The 16,825-nt window shown below is 71.5% G+C and carries 13 protein-coding genes and 1 pseudogene; 10 read left to right on the top strand and 4 right to left on the bottom strand.

The window, feature by feature from the left end:
• Window positions 1–3: 3 nt before the first annotated feature.
• The 10 genes from pafA (at window position 4) to ABZZ79_RS17370 (ending at window position 10,440) form a co-directional block, all read left to right on the top strand.
• On the top strand, window positions 4–1,365 hold the full coding sequence (gene pafA, locus ABZZ79_RS17415; RefSeq protein ID WP_356689781.1) for a Pup--protein ligase: 1,362 nt from the start codon (window positions 4–6) through the stop codon (window positions 1,363–1,365).
• A 129-nt stretch (window positions 1,366–1,494) separates the two neighbouring features.
• On the top strand, window positions 1,495–2,511 hold the full coding sequence (locus ABZZ79_RS17410) for an FKBP-type peptidyl-prolyl cis-trans isomerase (protein WP_356689780.1): 1,017 nt from the start codon (window positions 1,495–1,497) through the stop codon (window positions 2,509–2,511).
• Window positions 2,512–2,599: 88 nt separating this feature from the next.
• The gene (locus ABZZ79_RS17405) at window positions 2,600–2,971 is read left to right on the top strand and encodes an FKBP-type peptidyl-prolyl cis-trans isomerase (RefSeq protein ID WP_356689779.1); all 372 of its coding nucleotides are present in this window, start codon (window positions 2,600–2,602) and stop codon (window positions 2,969–2,971) included.
• A gap of 188 nt (window positions 2,972–3,159) precedes the next feature.
• A complete protein-coding gene (locus ABZZ79_RS17400; RefSeq protein ID WP_356689778.1) occupies window positions 3,160–4,137 on the top strand; it encodes a WYL domain-containing protein in 978 nt (325 codons plus the stop codon).
• A gap of 18 nt (window positions 4,138–4,155) precedes the next feature.
• Window positions 4,156–5,247: a WYL domain-containing protein gene (locus ABZZ79_RS17395; RefSeq protein ID WP_356689777.1), complete on the top strand. Its 1,092-nt coding sequence runs from the start codon at window positions 4,156–4,158 to the stop codon at window positions 5,245–5,247.
• Window positions 5,244–5,534 (top strand): hypothetical protein, encoded by a 291-nt coding sequence (locus tag ABZZ79_RS17390; protein WP_356689776.1) that lies wholly within the window; start codon window positions 5,244–5,246, stop codon window positions 5,532–5,534. The genes ABZZ79_RS17395 and ABZZ79_RS17390 overlap by 4 nt, the downstream gene beginning before the upstream one ends.
• 46 nt (window positions 5,535–5,580) lie before the next feature.
• Window positions 5,581–5,775, top strand: a complete 195-nt coding sequence (locus tag ABZZ79_RS17385) for a hypothetical protein (protein ID WP_356689775.1) — start codon at window positions 5,581–5,583, stop codon at window positions 5,773–5,775.
• 258 nt (window positions 5,776–6,033) lie between these two features.
• The gene (tatA, locus tag ABZZ79_RS17380) at window positions 6,034–6,321 is read left to right on the top strand and encodes a Sec-independent protein translocase subunit TatA (protein ID WP_356689774.1); all 288 of its coding nucleotides are present in this window, start codon (window positions 6,034–6,036) and stop codon (window positions 6,319–6,321) included.
• A gap of 47 nt (window positions 6,322–6,368) precedes the next feature.
• A complete protein-coding gene (gene tatC, locus ABZZ79_RS17375) occupies window positions 6,369–7,316 on the top strand; it encodes a twin-arginine translocase subunit TatC (RefSeq protein WP_356689773.1) in 948 nt (315 codons plus the stop codon).
• A gap of 274 nt (window positions 7,317–7,590) precedes the next feature.
• A complete protein-coding gene (locus ABZZ79_RS17370; RefSeq protein ID WP_356689772.1) occupies window positions 7,591–10,440 on the top strand; it encodes a DEAD/DEAH box helicase in 2,850 nt (949 codons plus the stop codon).
• Between the two features lie 65 nt (window positions 10,441–10,505).
• Here the strand turns inward: ABZZ79_RS17370 and atzF are convergent.
• From atzF to ABZZ79_RS17350, 4 genes and pseudogenes are all read right to left on the bottom strand, one after another.
• Window positions 10,506–11,750, bottom strand: a pseudogene (gene atzF, locus ABZZ79_RS17365) (allophanate hydrolase); the annotation flags it as partial.
• 13 nt (window positions 11,751–11,763) lie between these two features.
• Complete coding sequence (locus ABZZ79_RS17360; protein ID WP_356689771.1) at window positions 11,764–15,279, bottom strand: 5-oxoprolinase/urea amidolyase family protein; 3,516 nt, start codon at window positions 15,277–15,279, stop codon at window positions 11,764–11,766.
• Entirely contained in the window at window positions 15,276–15,899 is a 624-nt protein-coding gene (locus ABZZ79_RS17355) for an urea amidolyase associated protein UAAP2 (protein ID WP_356689770.1), read from the bottom strand. Before ABZZ79_RS17355 ends, ABZZ79_RS17360 begins: the two co-directional genes overlap by 4 nt.
• Window positions 15,896–16,720, bottom strand: a complete 825-nt coding sequence (locus ABZZ79_RS17350; RefSeq protein WP_356689769.1) for an urea amidolyase associated protein UAAP1 — start codon at window positions 16,718–16,720, stop codon at window positions 15,896–15,898. The genes ABZZ79_RS17355 and ABZZ79_RS17350 overlap by 4 nt, the downstream gene beginning before the upstream one ends.
• Window positions 16,721–16,825: the final 105 nt, after the last annotated feature.

Raw genomic sequence — 16,825 nt, 5'->3', positions numbered from 1 at the left:
GTCATGGACCGCCGCATTTTCGGGCTGGAGAACGAGTACGGCGTCACGTGCACGTTCAGGGGACAGCGCCGTCTGTCGCCTGACGAGGTGGCGCGGTACCTCTTCCGCCGTGTCGTGTCATGGGGCCGCAGCAGCAATGTGTTTCTGCGGAACGGCGCTCGTCTGTATCTGGACGTGGGGTCACACCCGGAATACGCGACACCCGAGTGTGACAATGTGACCGAACTGGTCACTCACGACAAGGCCGGGGAGCGCATTCTCGAAGGACTTCTGGTGGACGCGGAGCGACGCCTGCACGAGGAGGGAATCGCGGGCGACGTCTACCTGTTCAAGAACAACACCGACTCGGCGGGTAACTCCTACGGGTGCCACGAGAACTATCTGGTGGCCCGGCACGGGGAGTTCTCCCGGCTGGCGGACATTCTGATTCCGTTCCTGGTGACGCGCCAGTTGCTGTGCGGCGCGGGCAAGGTGCTCCAGACGCCGCGTGGTGCGGTGTACTGCGTGAGCCAGCGGGCGGAGCACATCTGGGAGGGTGTCTCGTCGGCGACGACGCGTTCCCGGCCGATCATCAACACCCGTGACGAGCCGCACGCGGACGCGGAGCGGTACCGCCGACTGCATGTCATCGTGGGCGACTCGAACATGTCCGAGACGACGATGCTGCTGAAGGTCGGTGCGACCGATCTGGTGCTGCGCATGATCGAGGCGGGCACGGTGATGCGGGATCTGACGCTGGAGAACCCGATCCGCGCGATCCGTGAGGTCAGTCATGACATCACGGGCCGGCGCAAGGTGCGCCTGGCGAGCGGCCGGGAGGCGTCCGCGCTGGAGGTGCAGCGCGAGTACTACGAGAAGGCCGTGGACTTCTGCGAGCGGCGTGGCATCCGCACCGGCACGGTGGAGCAGGTGCTGGAGCTGTGGGGCCGCACGCTGGACGCGATCGAGAGTGAGGATCTGGACCGGATCGGCACCGAGATCGACTGGGTGATGAAGTACAAGCTCATCGAGCGGTACCGGGCGAAGAACAACATGACGATGTCGCATCCGCGGGTGGCGCAGATAGACCTCGCCTACCACGACATCCACCGTCGTCGTGGGCTGTACTACCTGCTGGAGCGCAAGGGGCAAGCGGCTCGGATCTGCAACGACTTGAAGATCTTCGAGGGCAAGTCGGTTCCGCCGCAGACGACTCGGGCGCGGCTGCGGGGCGACTTCATCCGCCGGGCGCAGGAGCAGCGCCGTGATTTCACGGTGGACTGGGTGCACCTGAAGCTGAACGACCAGGCGCAGCGCACGGTGTTGTGCAAGGACCCGTTCCGTTCGGTGGACGATCGGGTGGAGAAGCTGATCGCAGGAATGTGAGCAGGCGTTTTCCGGTTCGTGCCGGAACGCCACACGGGCGCCGTACGTTTCTCGTACGGCGCCCTTCTCACGCCGTAGAGTTGCGCGCACGCCCATCCGGAAGATCGATTCGATTACGAGGCCCCCACCGTGCGCCGACGCTCCCTCCTCCTTGCCACCGTTCCCGCCGGACTGGTCACGCTCGCCGGATGCGGCGACGACAAGTCCGATTCGAGCAAGGAAAGCGCCAGCGCGACGCCCTCGCCCTCGCCCTCGGAGTCGGGTCCGTCGCAGGCTCCGGCGCCGAAGATCGTGGACGGTCCGCTGCCGGCGATCACGGCGGGTGTGAAGTTCGACGAGAAGCCGACGGTGGCGAAGGGCACCGTGGAGCCGTCGGCCCAGCTGGCGGTGAAGACGGTGATCCCGGGCGGTGGCCAGACGGTCGCGGAGAACGACTACATCCAGGCGAACTATCTCGGCCAGATCTGGGCCACGGCCAAGGTCTTCGACAACTCCTACGACCGTGGGACGCCGCTGGTGATCCAGCTGGCGCAGGGCAGCATCATCGACGGCTGGCGGTATGCGCTGACGGGCAAGAAGGCCGGCAGCCGGGTGCAGATGGCGGTGCCGCCGACCTGGGGTTACGGCACGCAGGGCAATGCCCAGGCGGGCATCAAGGGCACGGACACGCTGGTGTTCGTGGTGGACATCCAGGCCACGTTCAACGCGAAGAGCTCCGCCAAGGGCACGGATGTGACGCAGGACGACGCGGCGTTGCCGAAGGTCGGCACGAACACGGACGGCAAGGCGCCGTCCATCGAGGTGCCCAAGGCGGACGCGCCGAAGAAGCTGGTGGCGAACTACGTCATCGAGGGCGACGGCGCGGAGGTCGGTGCCGAGGACGCGGTGCTGGTGCAGTACAAGGGCGTGCAGTGGTCGAACGGCGAGGAGTTCGACTCGACGTACAGCCGTCAGGCGCTGACGTCGTTCTCGCTCCAGCAGGTGGTGAAGGGCTGGTCGCAGGGGCTCACGGGCAAGAAGGTGGGCAGCCGGGTGCTGATCGTGATCCCGCCGGACCTGGGCTACGGCGACAACCCGCCGCAGGGCAGTGGGATCGAGAAGGGTGCGACGCTGGTCTTCTCGGTCGACATCCTCGCCAAGATGTGACGTCGCCGCCCCCGTCGCGGGCGTCCCGCCTCGCGGGATGAAAGACTGGGCATGTTGCTGTGTTCGTAGACAAGCAGGAGCTTTTGACGTGAGCATCGACAAGCCCGAGGTCGACTTCCCGGGCGGCGAGCCCCCGAAGGACCTTGAGATCAAGGACCTGTGGGAGGGCGAAGGCCCGGAGGCGAAGGCGGGCGACACCGTCGCCGTGCACTACGTGGGCGTCGCCTTCTCCACCGGTGAGGAGTTCGACGCGTCCTGGAACCGTGGCACTCCGCTGCGTTTCCAGCTCGGTGTCGGCCAGGTCATCCCCGGTTGGGACAACGGTGTGCAGGGCATGAAGGTCGGCGGCCGCCGTCAGCTGATCATCCCGCCGCACCTGGCGTACGGCGACCGCGGCGCCGGTGACAAGATCGCGCCGGGCGAGACGCTGATCTTCGTCTGCGACCTGGTCGCGGTCTGATCGTCGTACCGGAGTTCTGATGAGTCCGGTCGCGGTGTGCTCGTCGTACGGCGAGCGCGCCTGGTCCGACCGGAGTCGATCACCTGGGGTCCATGCCTGTCCGGGCATGGACCCTCGGCTTTTGCCGGGGGACCGCGGAGCGGTACGGTCATCGGTCGGAAGCAACATAAAGAAGGCGAAGGGCGTCGATGGCCATTGCCAAGGCCGAGCGGCTGATGAATCTGGCGCTGTGTCTGCTCGGGACGCGGCGGCCGCTCAGCAAGCGTGAGCTGCGGGACTCCATCGAGGCCTATGTCGAGGCCTTCAGGCCGGAGACGGGCGCGGCGGGCAGCGACGACTCCTTCAACCGCATGTTCGAGCGGGACAAGGACGATCTGCGCGAGCTGGGCCTGGTCATCGAGACCGTGGAGAACCTCGACGGCGAGGTCGGCTATCTCGCCCGCCGCGACTCCAACCGGCTGCCGCCCATCACCCTGGACGCCGAGGAGGCCGCCGCGCTCGGCCTCGCGGCCAAGGTGTGGCAGCAGGCGCGCCTCGCCGGGGCGGCCAGCGGCGCCCTGCAGAAGCTGCGCGCGGCGGGCCTGCCCGAGGACGTCGACCCCTACGAGGCGCACAGTGCGCTGGAGCCGCGCATCCCCGTGCACGAGGCGGCCTTCGAACCGCTGATGCTGGCCTGCCGCGACCGCCGCCCGGTCGTCTTCGACTACCGCAAGGCCAATGCCGCCCAGCCCGAGACCCGTCAGGTGGAGCCGTGGGCGCTGGAGTGCTGGCGCGGCCACTGGTACCTGGCCGGCTTCGACCGCGACCGGGGCGCCGAGCGTGTCTTCAGGCTGTCGCGGATCACCGGCAAGGTCCGCAGCCGCAGCGCCCGCTTCACCGCGCCCGTGCCGGACGTGGTCACCGTCCGTGAGACCGTCGCGAGCTGGGCGGGGGAGACCGCCGACCGCAGCGCGTTGATCCGGCTGCGCCAGGACGCCGGGTACCCCCTTCGGGCGAAGGCCACCGTCGTGCGGGAACTCGGCGAGGGCTGGGACGAGTTGGAGATTCCGTACGGGCACGGGCTGGACGCCTGGCTGGTTGAGTTCGGTCCGGACGTGGTGGTGCTGGAGCCCGCCGAACTGCGGGCCGATGTCGTGGACCGGCTGCGTGCCGTGGCCAAGGGCTGAGGGGGAGCGGGCAAGAACGTGGCAGGCAAACCGGTCAGGCCCACGAACGCCATCGACCAGACGCGGCGGATGCTGTCGCTGGTGACGTATCTGCGCGAGCGCCCCGGCGCACGCGTGGAGGACGTCGCGCGCGCCTTCGGCATCACCGAGGACGAACTGGTCTCCGACCTCGACGTGCTGCCGATGTGCGGCACGAGTTTCCGCGGCGGCGATCTGCTCGACATCGACACCGACGGCGAGCGCATCTGGTGGCACAACCCGGCCGCGCTCGGCGCGGACGCGGCCGAGCCGCTGCGCCTGGCCGCCGACGAGGCGACCGCGCTGCTGGTGGCCGCGCGTGCCGTGGCCACCCTGCCGGGGCTGCGCGAGAGCGACCGGCAGGCGCTGCTGCGGGCCACCGCGAAGGTGGAGACCGCGGCCGGCGAGGCGGCCGGCGCCAGCTCCCGGCTGTCGGTGACCTTCGAGTCCGAGGGCGGTGTCTTCGCCGACGTCGACCGGGCCATCTCCGAGCGGCGCCGACTGTGGATCCGGTACTACTCCCCGGCCCGCGACGAGGTCACCGAGCGCGAGATCGACCCGATCCGTCTTGTCAGCGTCGGCCACACCTATGTGGAGGCCTGGTGCCGCCGCTCGGAGGCCCGCCGCACCTTCCGGCTGGACCGGGTCGCGGAGATCCGCATTCTCGACGAGCCGTCCGCGCCGCCGGAGATCGAGCTGCGCGACCTGTCCGAGGCGCTCGTGCAGCCGGCCGCCGAGGACCCGGAGGTCGTGGTCGAGGTCGGGCCCGGCGGGCGCTGGGTCGCCGAGTACTACCCGCACGACAGCGCCGAGGAACTGCCCGACGGCGGCCTGCGCATCACCCTGCGCACCCCCGACCCGGCCTCCCTCAAGCGCCTGGCCCTGCGCCTGGGCGCCGACGGCCGCATCCTCGCGCCGGCCGACCTCGCCGACAGCGCGCGCCGCGCGGCCGGTGAGGCCCTCGCGGCCTACGACGGCCTGGAGGCGAGGGCGCGCGACGGCCTGGACACGGCGGGCGGAACGCACCCGGCTTCCGGCGGCCACGAGCGTGGCCTCGGCGGGCCCTTCGACAGGCAGGAGCAGGAGCTTTGAGCGAGTCGATGTCCTCCGGGGTCAGGGGCATGTCGGTGGCCGCCGCGTTCGCCGGGATGAGAAGTGTGGCGCCGGTGGTGTTCCGGGCCGGCTGTCCGGACTGCCGGGGCCACTTCGAGCTCGCCGCCGGTGCCCTGCGCCTGGCCATCGGCGCCTCCAGCCGCACCACGTTCTACTCCTTCACCTGCCCGGACTGCGGGGCGTCGGTGCGCAAGCCCGCGGGCGAGCGGATCGTGGAGCTGCTGACCGGCGGGGGCGTGCGAACCCTGCGGCTGCACAGTCTCTAGAGGCCTGACCGACGAACAGGCCCGCGGACCCTCTAATCTCGACGTCATGTTCTGGCCGATGTTCGCGGTTGTGATGGGTTTCCTCGGTGTCGCCGTCCTGGGGGTGCTCGCGGTGCGGGTGTTCCTGGAGGCGCAGCGTCTGGGCAGACAGGTTACGGAGTCCGCGCGGCGTATCGGAAGGGCGGCGGAGGACCTGGAGGAGGTGGCGGTGCGCACCGCGCGCGCCGTCGACTCGCTGTGAAAGATGCCCCGCGCGGCTGTGAGGAGACGTGTGCTACACGATTTGGGCGGTATCGCCCTGTCGAGCCGCGAGGCGCGGACTGTACTCTGCTGGTCGCGGCCCGAAGAACGAGGCCCGGACCGCGTGCCGGGAGTACGCATGGGGATTGCCTGAGGTTCACCCCCGAGCGTTACGATCGCTGACAAGCCGATCGTTCGGATGCTTGTCCGATCGTTCGGACAAGCGCCTACCCATTCGCCTCGGTGAGAAGGTAAAGATATGTTCGGCGGCAAGATCGGCCCCCTTGAGATCACCCTGATTCTCGTCATCATCCTGCTGCTGTTCGGCGCCAAGAAGCTTCCGGACATGGCTCGCTCGCTCGGCAAGTCCGCCCGCATCCTCAAGAGCGAGGCGAAGGCGATGAAGGAGGACGGCAAGGCCAGCGCCCCGGCCGACCCGCCGCACCCCGACGAGCAGGCCCCCGCGCAGCGCGTCATCCAGGCCGCCCCCGGCGATGTGACCAGCTCCCGCCCGGTCACCGAGCCGACGGACTCCACCAAGCGCTGACGCAGGGCCGGTGACCTCCGGCCCGCCGTACGAGATGGGAACGTGGGTTGCTGAAGCCTGCCCGCACATCGGAGAAGGACCCCGAGGGGCGCATGCCCCTCGCGGAGCACTTGCGTGAGCTTCGCAACCGGCTCGCGAAGGCTGTGCTGGCCATCGTCGTCATCACCGTCGTGGCCGCCTTCTTCTACAACGACATCATCGACTTCTTCACCAAGCCGGTCCTGGACTCGGTCGGGTGTCCCGACTCGTTCACCGAGCTCGCGAAGAAGGAGGGGGACAGCCCCTGCGCGCAGATCACGATCAACGGTCTGCTGGCGCCCTTCACCCTCGCGCTGAAGGTGTCCCTGATGGCCGGTGTCGTGCTCGCCTCGCCGGTGTGGCTGTATCAGCTGTGGGCGTTCGTCGCCCCCGGACTGCACCGGCACGAGAAGAAGTACGCCTACGCGTTCGTCTGCACCGGTGTCCCGCTCTTCTTCGCGGGCGCCTACTTCGCCTACTCGGTGCTGCCCACCACCGCGAACGTGCTGATCGAGTTCACGCCCTTCGGCGTGGACAACCTGCTGCCGCTGGACGACCTGCTGGACCTCGTCACCCGCATGGTGATCGTCTTCGGTCTCTCCTTCGAGCTGCCGCTGCTGCTGGTGATGCTGAACCTCACCGGGGCCATCACCGGCAAGCGCATGCTCGGCTGGTGGCGCGGCATGATCCTCGGCATCACGGTCTTCGCGGCCATCGCCACGCCGAGCACCGACCCCCTGTCGATGATGGCGCTGGCCGGGCCGATCTGGGTGCTCTACTTCGCCGCCACTGTCATCTCGCTCCTCAACGACCGGCGCAAGCGTGCGCGGGAGGCCATGGGCCCCGGCGACGACGAGGCCTCCGAGCTCGACCTCACCCCCGAGGACATCGGCGAGATCGAGGCCGTCGGCGCCAGCCGCACACTGCCCGAGCAGACCACCACGGAACGGGCCAACGGCTACGACGACGTCACCTGATCCCGTGCGGGCCGCGAGCGCGGCCCCAGCGGTCCCATGGATCGGCCCACCGCGGCAGGCGGCCGGGGCGCCCGCGCGGCGCTGCCGGCCGCGCTCGCGTTTCCGGCCCTGTACGTGCTCCCGCCCGTCGCGCGTTTCCGGGTGCGCTCCGCGTTTCCGGCCGGTGAACATCCCGGGCCACGGGTCCGCAGCGGGCACGCCCCTCGGTCGCCGTCGCCGGTCACACGGCCCTGAGCTGCGAAGATCGCCGGAGGCCGGTCATCGGATCCGGTTAATGATCGTCCTGTTGTCAGTGCGGACCGGTACGCTCGAAAGCACGATGACAGAGGACCTCTCACCGGCACAGCGGTACGCGGCGGCCCGCAAGCGTGCCGCCGAGCAGACCACCGCGCTCGCCTCGTTCCGCGAGATGTACGACTTCGGCCTCGACCCCTTCCAGATAGAGGCCTGTCAGGCGCTCGAAGCGGGCAAGGGCGTCCTGGTGGCCGCACCCACGGGCTCCGGCAAGACGATCGTGGGCGAGTTCGCCGTCCACCTCGCCCTCCAGCAGGGCAAGAAGTGCTTCTACACGACACCCATCAAGGCGCTGTCCAACCAGAAGTACTCCGACCTGTGCCGCCGCTACGGCGCGGACCGAGTCGGCCTGCTCACCGGCGACAACAGCGTCAACTCCGACGCCCCGGTGGTCGTGATGACCACCGAGGTCCTGCGGAACATGCTGTACGCCGGATCGCAGACCCTGCTCGGCCTCGGCCACGTGGTCATGGACGAGGTGCACTACCTCTCCGACCGCTTCCGCGGCGCCGTATGGGAAGAGGTGATCATCCACCTGCCCGAGTCGGTGACGCTGGTGTCCCTGTCGGCGACCGTGTCCAACGCCGAGGAGTTCGGCGACTGGCTGGACACCGTCCGCGGCGACACCGAGGTCATCGTCTCCGAGCACCGGCCCGTCCCGCTGTTCCAGCACGTCCTCGCCGGACGACGGATGTACGACCTGTTCGAGGAGGGCGAGGGCCACCGCAAGGCCGTCAACCCCGACCTCACCCGCATGGCCCGCATGGAGGCCAGCCGGCCGTCCTACCAGGACCGCAGACGCGGCCGCGCCATGCGCGAGGCCGACCGCGAGCGCGAGCGGCGCCAGCGCTCACGCGTGTGGACGCCCGGCCGCCCCGAGGTCATCGAGCGACTCGACGCCGAGGGACTGCTGCCCGCCATCACCTTCATCTTCAGCCGCGCCGCCTGCGAGGCCGCCGTACAGCAGTGCCTGTACGCCGGCCTGCGACTCAACGACGAAGAGGCGCGGGACAAGGTGCGCGCCCTCGTCGAGGAGCGCACCGCCTCCATCCCCACCGAGGACCTGCACGTCCTCGGCTACTACGAGTGGCTGGAAGGCCTGGAGCGCGGCATCGCCGCCCACCACGCGGGCATGCTGCCGACCTTCAAGGAGGTCGTGGAGGAACTGTTCGTCCGCGGCCTGGTCAAGGCCGTCTTCGCCACCGAGACGCTCGCGCTGGGCATCAACATGCCCGCCCGTTCCGTCGTGCTGGAGAAGCTCGTCAAGTGGAACGGCGAGCAGCACGCCGACATCACCCCCGGCGAGTACACCCAGCTCACCGGACGCGCGGGCCGGCGCGGCATCGACGTCGAGGGCCACGCGGTCGTGCTCTGGCAGCGCGCCATGAACCCCGAGCAGCTCGCGGGGCTCGCGGGCACCCGCACCTATCCGCTGCGCTCCAGCTTCAAGCCGTCGTACAACATGGCGGTCAACCTGGTCGAGCAGTTCGGACGGCACCGCTCGCGCGAGCTGCTGGAGACCTCCTTCGCGCAGTTCCAGGCCGACAAGTCGGTCGTCGGGATCTCCCGCCAGGTGCAGCGCAACGAGGAGGGGCTGGCCGGCTACAAGGAGTCGATGACCTGCCACCTCGGCGACTTCGAGGGGTACATGCGGCTGCGCCGCGAGCTGAAGGACCGCGAGACCGAACTGGCCCGGCAGGGCGCGACCGAGCGCCGCGCGGAGGCCGCCGTCGCCCTGGAGCGGCTCAAGCCCGGCGACGTCATCCACGTACCCACCGGCAAGTACGCCGGGCTGGCCCTGGTGCTGGATCCCGGGCTGCCCGCCGGGCGGTCCAACGGCCACCGCGGCTTCGACCACCACGACGGCCCGCGCCCGCTCGTGCTGACCGCCGAGCGGCAGGTCAAGCGGCTGGCCTCGATCGACTTCCCGGTCCCCGTGGAGGCGCTGGAGCGGATGCGCATCCCCAAGTCCTTCAACCCGCGCTCCCCGCAGTCCCGCCGCGACCTCGCCGCCGCGCTGCGCACCAAGGCCGGGCACATCGTCCCCGACCGGCACCGCAAGCGCCGCTCCCAGGCCGCCGACGACCGCGAGATCGCGCGGCTGCGGACCGCGCTGCGCGCACACCCCTGCCACGGGTGCAACGAGCGTGAGGACCACGCCCGCTGGGCCGAGCGCTACCACCGGCTGCAGCGCGACACCTCGCAGCTGGAGCGCCGTATCGAGGGCCGCACCAACACCATCGCCCGGACCTTCGACCGGATCGTCGCGCTCCTGACCGAGCTGGACTATCTGCGCGACGACGAGGTCACCGAGCACGGGCGGCGGCTGGCGCGGCTGTACGGCGAGCTCGACCTGCTCGCCAGCGAGTGCCTGCGCGCCGGGGTCTGGGAGGGGCTCGACCCGGCGGAGCTGGCCGCCTGTGTGTCCGCGCTGGTGTACGAGGCGCGGGTCAGTGACGACGCGCTCGCGCCGAAGCTGCCCTCCGGCAAGGCAAAGGCCGCGCTGGGCGAGATGGTGCGGATCTGGGGCCGCCTCGACGCGATGGAGGAGGAGTTCCGGATCACCCAGACCGAGGGGGTCGGGCAGCGTGAGCCGGATCTCGGCTTCGCCTGGGCCGCGTACATGTGGGCCTCCGGCACGGGACTCGACGAGGTGCTGCGGGAGGCGGAGATGCCCGCGGGCGACTTCGTGCGCTGGTGCAAGCAGGTGATCGACGTGCTCGGGCAGATCCAGGCGGCCGCGCCCCAGGGGTCGAGCGTGGTGAAGGCCTCCCGCAAGGCCGTCGAGGGGCTGCTGCGCGGAGTCGTCGCCTACTCGTCCGTGGGCTGACCCGCCGTCGTCGGGCGCGGGGTGCCGGTCGTTTCCCGCGCCCTTCGACCGCCTTACAGCTGCCCGGCGATGTCCAGCAGCCGTCTGTCCGTGCCCGCCGGGCCCAGCAGCATCACCCCGAAGGGCAGGCCCCGCACCGTGCCCGCCGGGGCCGCCACCGCCGCCATGCCGAAAAGGTTGGTCGAGTTGGTGTAGCGGCCCAGGCGGGCGTTGGCGCCCAAGGGGTCCGCCGCCACCTGGGCGAGAGTCGGGAGGCCCGGCGTGGTCGGGAGCAGCAGGGCGTCCGCCTCCGCCAGCGCGGTCAGGGCGCGGGCGTGCAGGGCGGCCAGACGGGCCTGGTCGGCGAAGAGCCGGTGGGCCGGGATGTCACGGGCCCGGGTGATGATGCCGGCGACCGTGGGGTCGAGCCCCTCACCCCCCGCCGCGGTCACCTTGTCGACAAACGCGCCGACCGCGGTGTAGCGCTCGGCCACGAACGCGCCCTCGTAGAGCATCGTGGCCGCCTCGGTGAAGGGTGCGAGGTCGATCGTGCGCACATGCGCGCCCGTGTCCGCGAACCGCCGTACCGCGGCCTCGTAGGCCTCGGCCCAGCCCTCGTCGAGTTCGCCGAGCCGGTCGCGGTCGGGGACGGCGATGCGCCACGGCCCCGGGGCGCGCGTCGGCGGCGGGGGCGGGTCGGCCAGCAGGGAGAGCGCCTGGTCCGCCTCCCGCAGGGTGCGGGTGAAGACGGAGACGCAGTCCAGCGAGGCGCAGGCCGGGACCACGCCGGTGGTGGGGATCAGCCCACGGGTCGGCTTGAGGCCGACGATGCCGTTCAAGGCGGCCGGGACCCGGCCCGAGCCCGCCGTGTCCGTGCCGAGGGCGAGATCGGCCAGGCCCAGGGCCACCGCCACGGCCGAGCCGGAGCTGGAGCCGCCGCTGATCCGCTCGGGGTCGTGGGCGTTGCGGACGGCGCCGTACGGGGAGCGCGTGCCGACCAGGCCCGTCGCGAACTGGTCCAGGTTCGTGGTGCCCAGCACCAGCGCGCCGGCCGCGCGCAGCCGGGCCACCGCGGGGGCGTCCGCCGAGGGCTCGTAGGCGTACGCCGGGCAGCCCGCGGTCGTGGGCAGGCCCGCCACGTCGATGTTGCCCTTCACCGCCAGCAGGCGTCCGGCCAGGGGGAGGGGTTCACCCGCAGCCAGCCGGGCGTCCAGGGCGCGGGCCTCCGCCTCCACCTCGGTACGGCGGCGCAGGTCGATCCAGATCTCCGGGCGGTCGACGGCCTCGATGCGCGCGTAGGCGCTGTGGACGCGGGAGAGAGTGATGGACATCGGCTGTTCCTCCTCAGTCTGCCGCGGGCGCGAGCACCAGCAGGGCCGTGCCCGCCTCCACCTGGTCGCCGGGGCGCGCCAGGATCTCGGTCACCACACCGTCCACGGGGGCGTGCACCCTCGACTCCATCTTCATCGCCTCCAGCGCGATCAGGGGCTGTCCGGCGGTCACCGTGTCGCCGGGGGCCACGTTCAGCTGCCAGACGGAGGCGGCGAACTCGGCCTCCAGCAGCCGCCCGCCCGCCGGTACGTCGATGTCCCGGGGAGGTGGCGGGGGCGCCGAGGCGGCTTCGGCGCGGGCGAACTCGCCCGCCCGCTCCCAGGCCTCGCGCTCGGCCGTGAAGGCCGTCTGCTGGCGGGCCCTGAACTCGGCGATGGAGTCGTCGTGTTCGGCCAGGAAAGCCTGGTACTCGGCGAGTGAGAACGTGCCCTCCTCGATGCGGGGCACGAACCGGCCGGAGACGATGTCGGCGCGCAGGTCGAGCAGTTCGTCCGCGCTCACCGGGTACCAGCGGATGCGGTCGAAGAAGCGCAGCAGCCAGGGGGAGCCCGGCTCGAACGCGCCGCGCTGCTGCCAGGCCGACCACACCTGGGTGGTCCGGCCGACGAACTGGTAGCCGCCGGGGCCCTCCATGCCGTAGACGCACAGGTAGGCGCCGCCGATGCCCACGGAGTTCTCGGCCGTCCAGGTGCGGGCCGGGTTGTACTTGGTGGTCACCAGGCGGTGGCGGGGGTCCAGCGGGGTAGCCACGGGGGCGCCGAGGTAGACGTCGCCGAGGCCGAGGACGAGGTACTCGGCGTCGAAGACCGTGCGGTGCACGTCCGCCACGGAGTCCAGGCCGTTGACCCGGCGGATGAACTCGATGTTCCACGGGCACCAGGGGGCGTCGTCGCGGACGCCCGCCATGTAGCGGGCGATGGCCTCGCGGGTGGCCGGGTCGTCCCAGGACAGCGGGAGATGGACCGTGCGGGAGGGCACGACGAGCGCGTCGGTGGGCGGGAGGTCCGCGGCGATCCGCCGCACGGCCGCCAGGAGCCGGTCCTGGGGAAGGCGGCGGGGGTCCGTCTGGATCTGGAGGGAGCGGATGCCCGGGGTGAGGTCGCCGACGCCGTCGATCCCCGCCGCCTCGACCGCCTCCATCAGGGCGTGCACGCGCATGCGCAGGGCCAGGTCCAGCTGCATCGGCCCGAACTCGACGAGGAGGTTGTCGTCGCCGCTGCGGCGGTAGGTGATGTCCCCGTCGCGGGCCAGTACGCCGCCGTCGGCGATCTCGGGCCGGGGCGTTCCGTCGGCCCGCACGGGCATGAACCGCACGGTGTCGCCGGGTCGCAGCTGGCCCAGTTTCCAGCGCTCGCCGCTGAGGACTGTCGCCGGGCACACGAACCCGCCCAGCGAGGGGCCGTCCGGGCCCAGCAGCACCGGCATGTCGCCGGTGTAGTCGACGGCGCCGACGCAGTAGGGGGTGTCGTGGATGTTGGACGGGTGCAGCCCCGCCTCGCCGCCGTCGGGGCGGGCCCAGCGCGGCTTCGGGCCGACCAGCCGCACGCCGGTGCGGGCCGAGTTGAAGTGGACCTTCCAGTCGGCGGCGTAGAAGTCCCGGATGTCGTCCTCGGTGAAGAACTCCGGTGCGGCGTGCGGGCCTTCGACCGCGCCGATCCGCCAGGTGCCGGTGAACGAGGGCCGTTCGGCCTCGGGCACCGGCGTCCCTTCCCCGGCCGTGCCGCCGTGCAGGACGTCGCCCGTGCGCAGGGCCCGCCCGCCGTGTCCGCCGAACCGGCCGAGGGTGAAGGTGCTCGCGCTGCCCAGGAACGGGGGCGCGTCGAGGCCTCCGCCGGCGAGGAGGACGTAGGTGCGCAGGCCCGGACCGTCCGGGGCGCCGATCTCCAGCAGGGCCCCCGCCGGGACCGTCACCGGCTCCCACTGGGGGACGGGTGTGCCGTCGACCGTGACCGGTGCCGGTGCGCCCGTCACGCACACCGTCGTGGCGTGGCTGAACCGCAACGCGGGGCCCTGGAGGGTGCATTCGAGTCCCGGGGCGCCCTCGGGGTTGCCCAGCGCGCGGTTGCCGAGGCGGAAGGAGCGGTCGTCCATCGGGCCGGACGGGGGCACGCCGACCTGCCAGTAGCCGGTGCGGCCCGGCCAGTCCTGGACGGTGGTGAGGGTGCCGGAGGAGACGACCTCGATACGGGGCGTGGGGTCGGTGACCGAGGCGAGGGTGGCCGTGGTGTGCGCAGCCCGCAGGAACCCGTCGTGGGTGAGCGCGGCGCGCACCAGGCCCAGATTGGTCTCGATGCCGTCGACCCGCGTGCGGGCGAGGGCCTCGTCGAGGCGGGCCAGCGCGTGGGCGCGGTCGGGACCGCGGGCGATCACCTTGGCGAGCATCGGGTCGTACGACGTCGTCACCTCGGTCCCCGTCTCCACCCAGGCGTCGACGCGTACCCCCGCCGGGAACTCGACCCGGGTGAGCAGTCCGGCGCCGGGCCGGTGGTCGCGGGAGGGGTCCTCGGCGTACAGGCGGGCCTCGACGGCGTGGCCGCGGGGCGGGCCCGGGTCGCGGACGACGTCCCTCTCGCCCCGCGCCAGGCGCAGCATCCAGGCGACGAGGTCGACGCCGTAGATCTCCTCGGTGACGGGGTGTTCCACCTGGAGCCGGGTGTTGACCTCCAGGAAGTAGGCCTCCTCGCGGGCGGCGTCGTAGACGAACTCGACGGTTCCCGCGGAGCGGTAGCCGACCGAGGCGCACAGGTCGCGCGCGTACCGGGAGATCCGGTCACGGACGTGGTCGGGCAGGCCCGGGGCGGGGGCCTCCTCCAGCACCTTCTGGTTGCGGCGCTGTAGGGAGCAGTCGCGGTCGCCGAGGGTGACGACCCGGCCCTCGCCGTCCCCGAAGACCTGCACCTCCACATGGCGGGCGCGCTCCACGAGCCGTTCCAGGAAGACGCCGGCCGAGGAGAACGAGGCGGCGGCCACGCGCTGCACCCGCTCCCAGGCCCCGGTCAGTTCGTCGGCGGATCGACACGCCGACATACCGATACCGCCGCCTCCGCCGGTCGCCTTCAGCATCACGGGGTAGCCGATGCGGGCCGCCTCGGCCACGGCCTCGTCGAGGGAGGCCAGCAGGTCCGTGCCGGGGGCGAGCGGCACGCCCGCGGCCGTCGCCGCGGCCCGCGCGGTGTGCTTGGCGCCGAACAGCTCCAACTGCGCGGGCGTCGGGCCGACGAACGCGATCCCGGCGTCCTCGCAGCGCCGCGCGAACGCCGCGTCCTCGGACAGGAAGCCGTAGCCGGGGTGGATGGCGCCCGCGCCGGTGTCCTTGGCCGCGCGCAGCACGAGATCGGGGTCGAGGTACGACTCCTTCGCCGGCGCCGGTCCCAGGCGTACGGCTGTGTCGGCGAGGCGGACGTGCGGGGCGGAGCGGTCGGCGTCGGAGTACACGGCGACCGTGCGCAGGCCGAGTTCGCGGGCGGTGCGCAGGATGCGGACGGCTATCTCGCCGCGGTTGGCGATCAGCAGGGTGTCGAAGGTCATGCGGCGCCGCCTTCGGCCGTCGTCACGTCGGCGTCTTCGATCGTCATCTGTACGGCCGTCGGCTCGAAGCCGTTGCAGGGGTTGTTGATCTGGGGGCAGTTGGAGACCAGGACCAGCACGTCGCGCTCGGCGCGCAGGGTCAGGGACAGGCCCGGTGCGGAGAGGCCGTCGACGATGCCGAGGGTGCCGTCCCGCTCGACGGGCACGTTCATGTACCAGTTGATGTTGGAGACGAGGTCGCGCTTGCCGAGGCCGTGCCGGGCGCCCTCGGCGAGGAAGTTGTCCACACAGGCGTGCTGGGCCCAGGTGTGGTGGCCGTAGCGCAGGGTGTTGGACTCCTTGGAGCAGGCGCCGCCGACCGTGTCGTGGCGGCCCACGTCGTCGGCGACGACCGTCATCAGCGGGGTGTGCTCGTTGGAGAGCAGCACGCTGCCGGTGGTGAGGAAGATGGTGCCCTGCGCGTGGACGGTGTCGGGTGCGCTGTAGCGGATCGACGTGTCGTGGGCGTCGTAGAGGAGGAAGTCGACGGCCTGGTTGCCGTGCAGGTCGGTGACGGTGAGGGTCTGGCCGGTGCGGACGACGGCGGACCAGGCGGCGCGGGCCGGGACGACGGTCTTCATGCGAGCCCCCTCGCGGTGAGGAATTCGGTGGTGTTGAGGAAGGCGCGGCGGCCCTCCGGGGTGGCGTCCCACAGGGGGTCGCCGGGTGCGGTGGGCGCCGCGCGCCAGGCCAGGACCTCCAGCGGTGTGCTGATGTAGTCGGGGCGCGGGTCGGACGGGTGCGGAACGTTGGCGATCAGGATGATGACGTCCTGCTCGGCGCGCAGGGTGACGCTCGTGCCGGGTCCGGCGGAGCCGGTGAAGTCCAGGGAGCCGTCGTCGGTGACACGTACGCCCTGGAAGAAGGAGAGCGACGGCGGCAGGTCGCGCGGCTCCAGGCCGTTCTTGGCGGCGGCCAGTTTCAGCAGTTCGCGTCCGGCGGGGGAGGCGGACTGGGGGGTGCCGTCGCCGTAGCGGGCGGTGTTGCGGGCCAGGGTGGAGGTGCCGCACAGGGCGTCGTGCCGGCCGGAGGTGTCGGCGACGACCGAGGCCAGCACACGGCCCTGGTCGGACAGCAGCAGCACCCCCTCGCCCAGGTAGGCGTTCCACTGCACCTTGACCGTGTCGGCGACGTTGAGCCGTTCGAAGGGGCGGTCTGCGGCGTGCAGCAGGAGGTGCGCGCAGGCGTCGCCGTGGAGGTCGGTCAGGCGCAGCTCGGTGCCGCGGGCGAGGAGGCGGTGGGTGTAGTTGCCGCCGGCCACGGTCTCGGCCCAGACCAGGTGGCCGGCCGTGCAGGGCGGGTCCGGCCAGTCGCGGGCCGGGACGACGGGCATGGCCTCGGCGCGGGTGCCGTCCTGGGCGCGGGCGTGGGCGCGGGCTCCGTGCGGTGTGGCTGTCGCCATGGATGGGCCTCCGGCTCCGATGCGGTTTCTGTCGCGCGACAGAAATTAGGAGTGCGGTGGGTCGACGGCGTTGCCCTGCGGTTGCCGCGCCGTTACCGGGCCCTC

Origin of the sequence: Streptomyces sp. NPDC006458, from assembly GCF_040612135.1 — a bacterium.
Taxonomy (GTDB): Bacteria; Actinomycetota; Actinomycetes; order Streptomycetales; family Streptomycetaceae; genus Streptomyces.
This window is presented reverse-complemented; position numbering and strand designations above follow the sequence as displayed.

Coding starts and splice junctions, on each gene's coding strand:
- pafA (WP_356689781.1), top strand. CDS start 4: ATGGACCGCCGCATTTTCGGGCTGGAGAACGAGTACGGCGTCACGTGC.
- ABZZ79_RS17400 (WP_356689778.1), top strand. CDS start 3,160: ATGGCCATTGCCAAGGCCGAGCGGCTGATGAATCTGGCGCTGTGTCTG.
- ABZZ79_RS17385 (WP_356689775.1), top strand. CDS start 5,581: ATGTTCTGGCCGATGTTCGCGGTTGTGATGGGTTTCCTCGGTGTCGCC.
- tatA (WP_356689774.1), top strand. CDS start 6,034: ATGTTCGGCGGCAAGATCGGCCCCCTTGAGATCACCCTGATTCTCGTC.
- ABZZ79_RS17370 (WP_356689772.1), top strand. CDS start 7,591: ATGATCGTCCTGTTGTCAGTGCGGACCGGTACGCTCGAAAGCACGATG.
- ABZZ79_RS17360 (WP_356689771.1), bottom strand. CDS start 15,279: ATGACCTTCGACACCCTGCTGATCGCCAACCGCGGCGAGATAGCCGTC.
- ABZZ79_RS17355 (WP_356689770.1), bottom strand. CDS start 15,899: ATGAAGACCGTCGTCCCGGCCCGCGCCGCCTGGTCCGCCGTCGTCCGC.
- ABZZ79_RS17350 (WP_356689769.1), bottom strand. CDS start 16,720: ATGGCGACAGCCACACCGCACGGAGCCCGCGCCCACGCCCGCGCCCAG.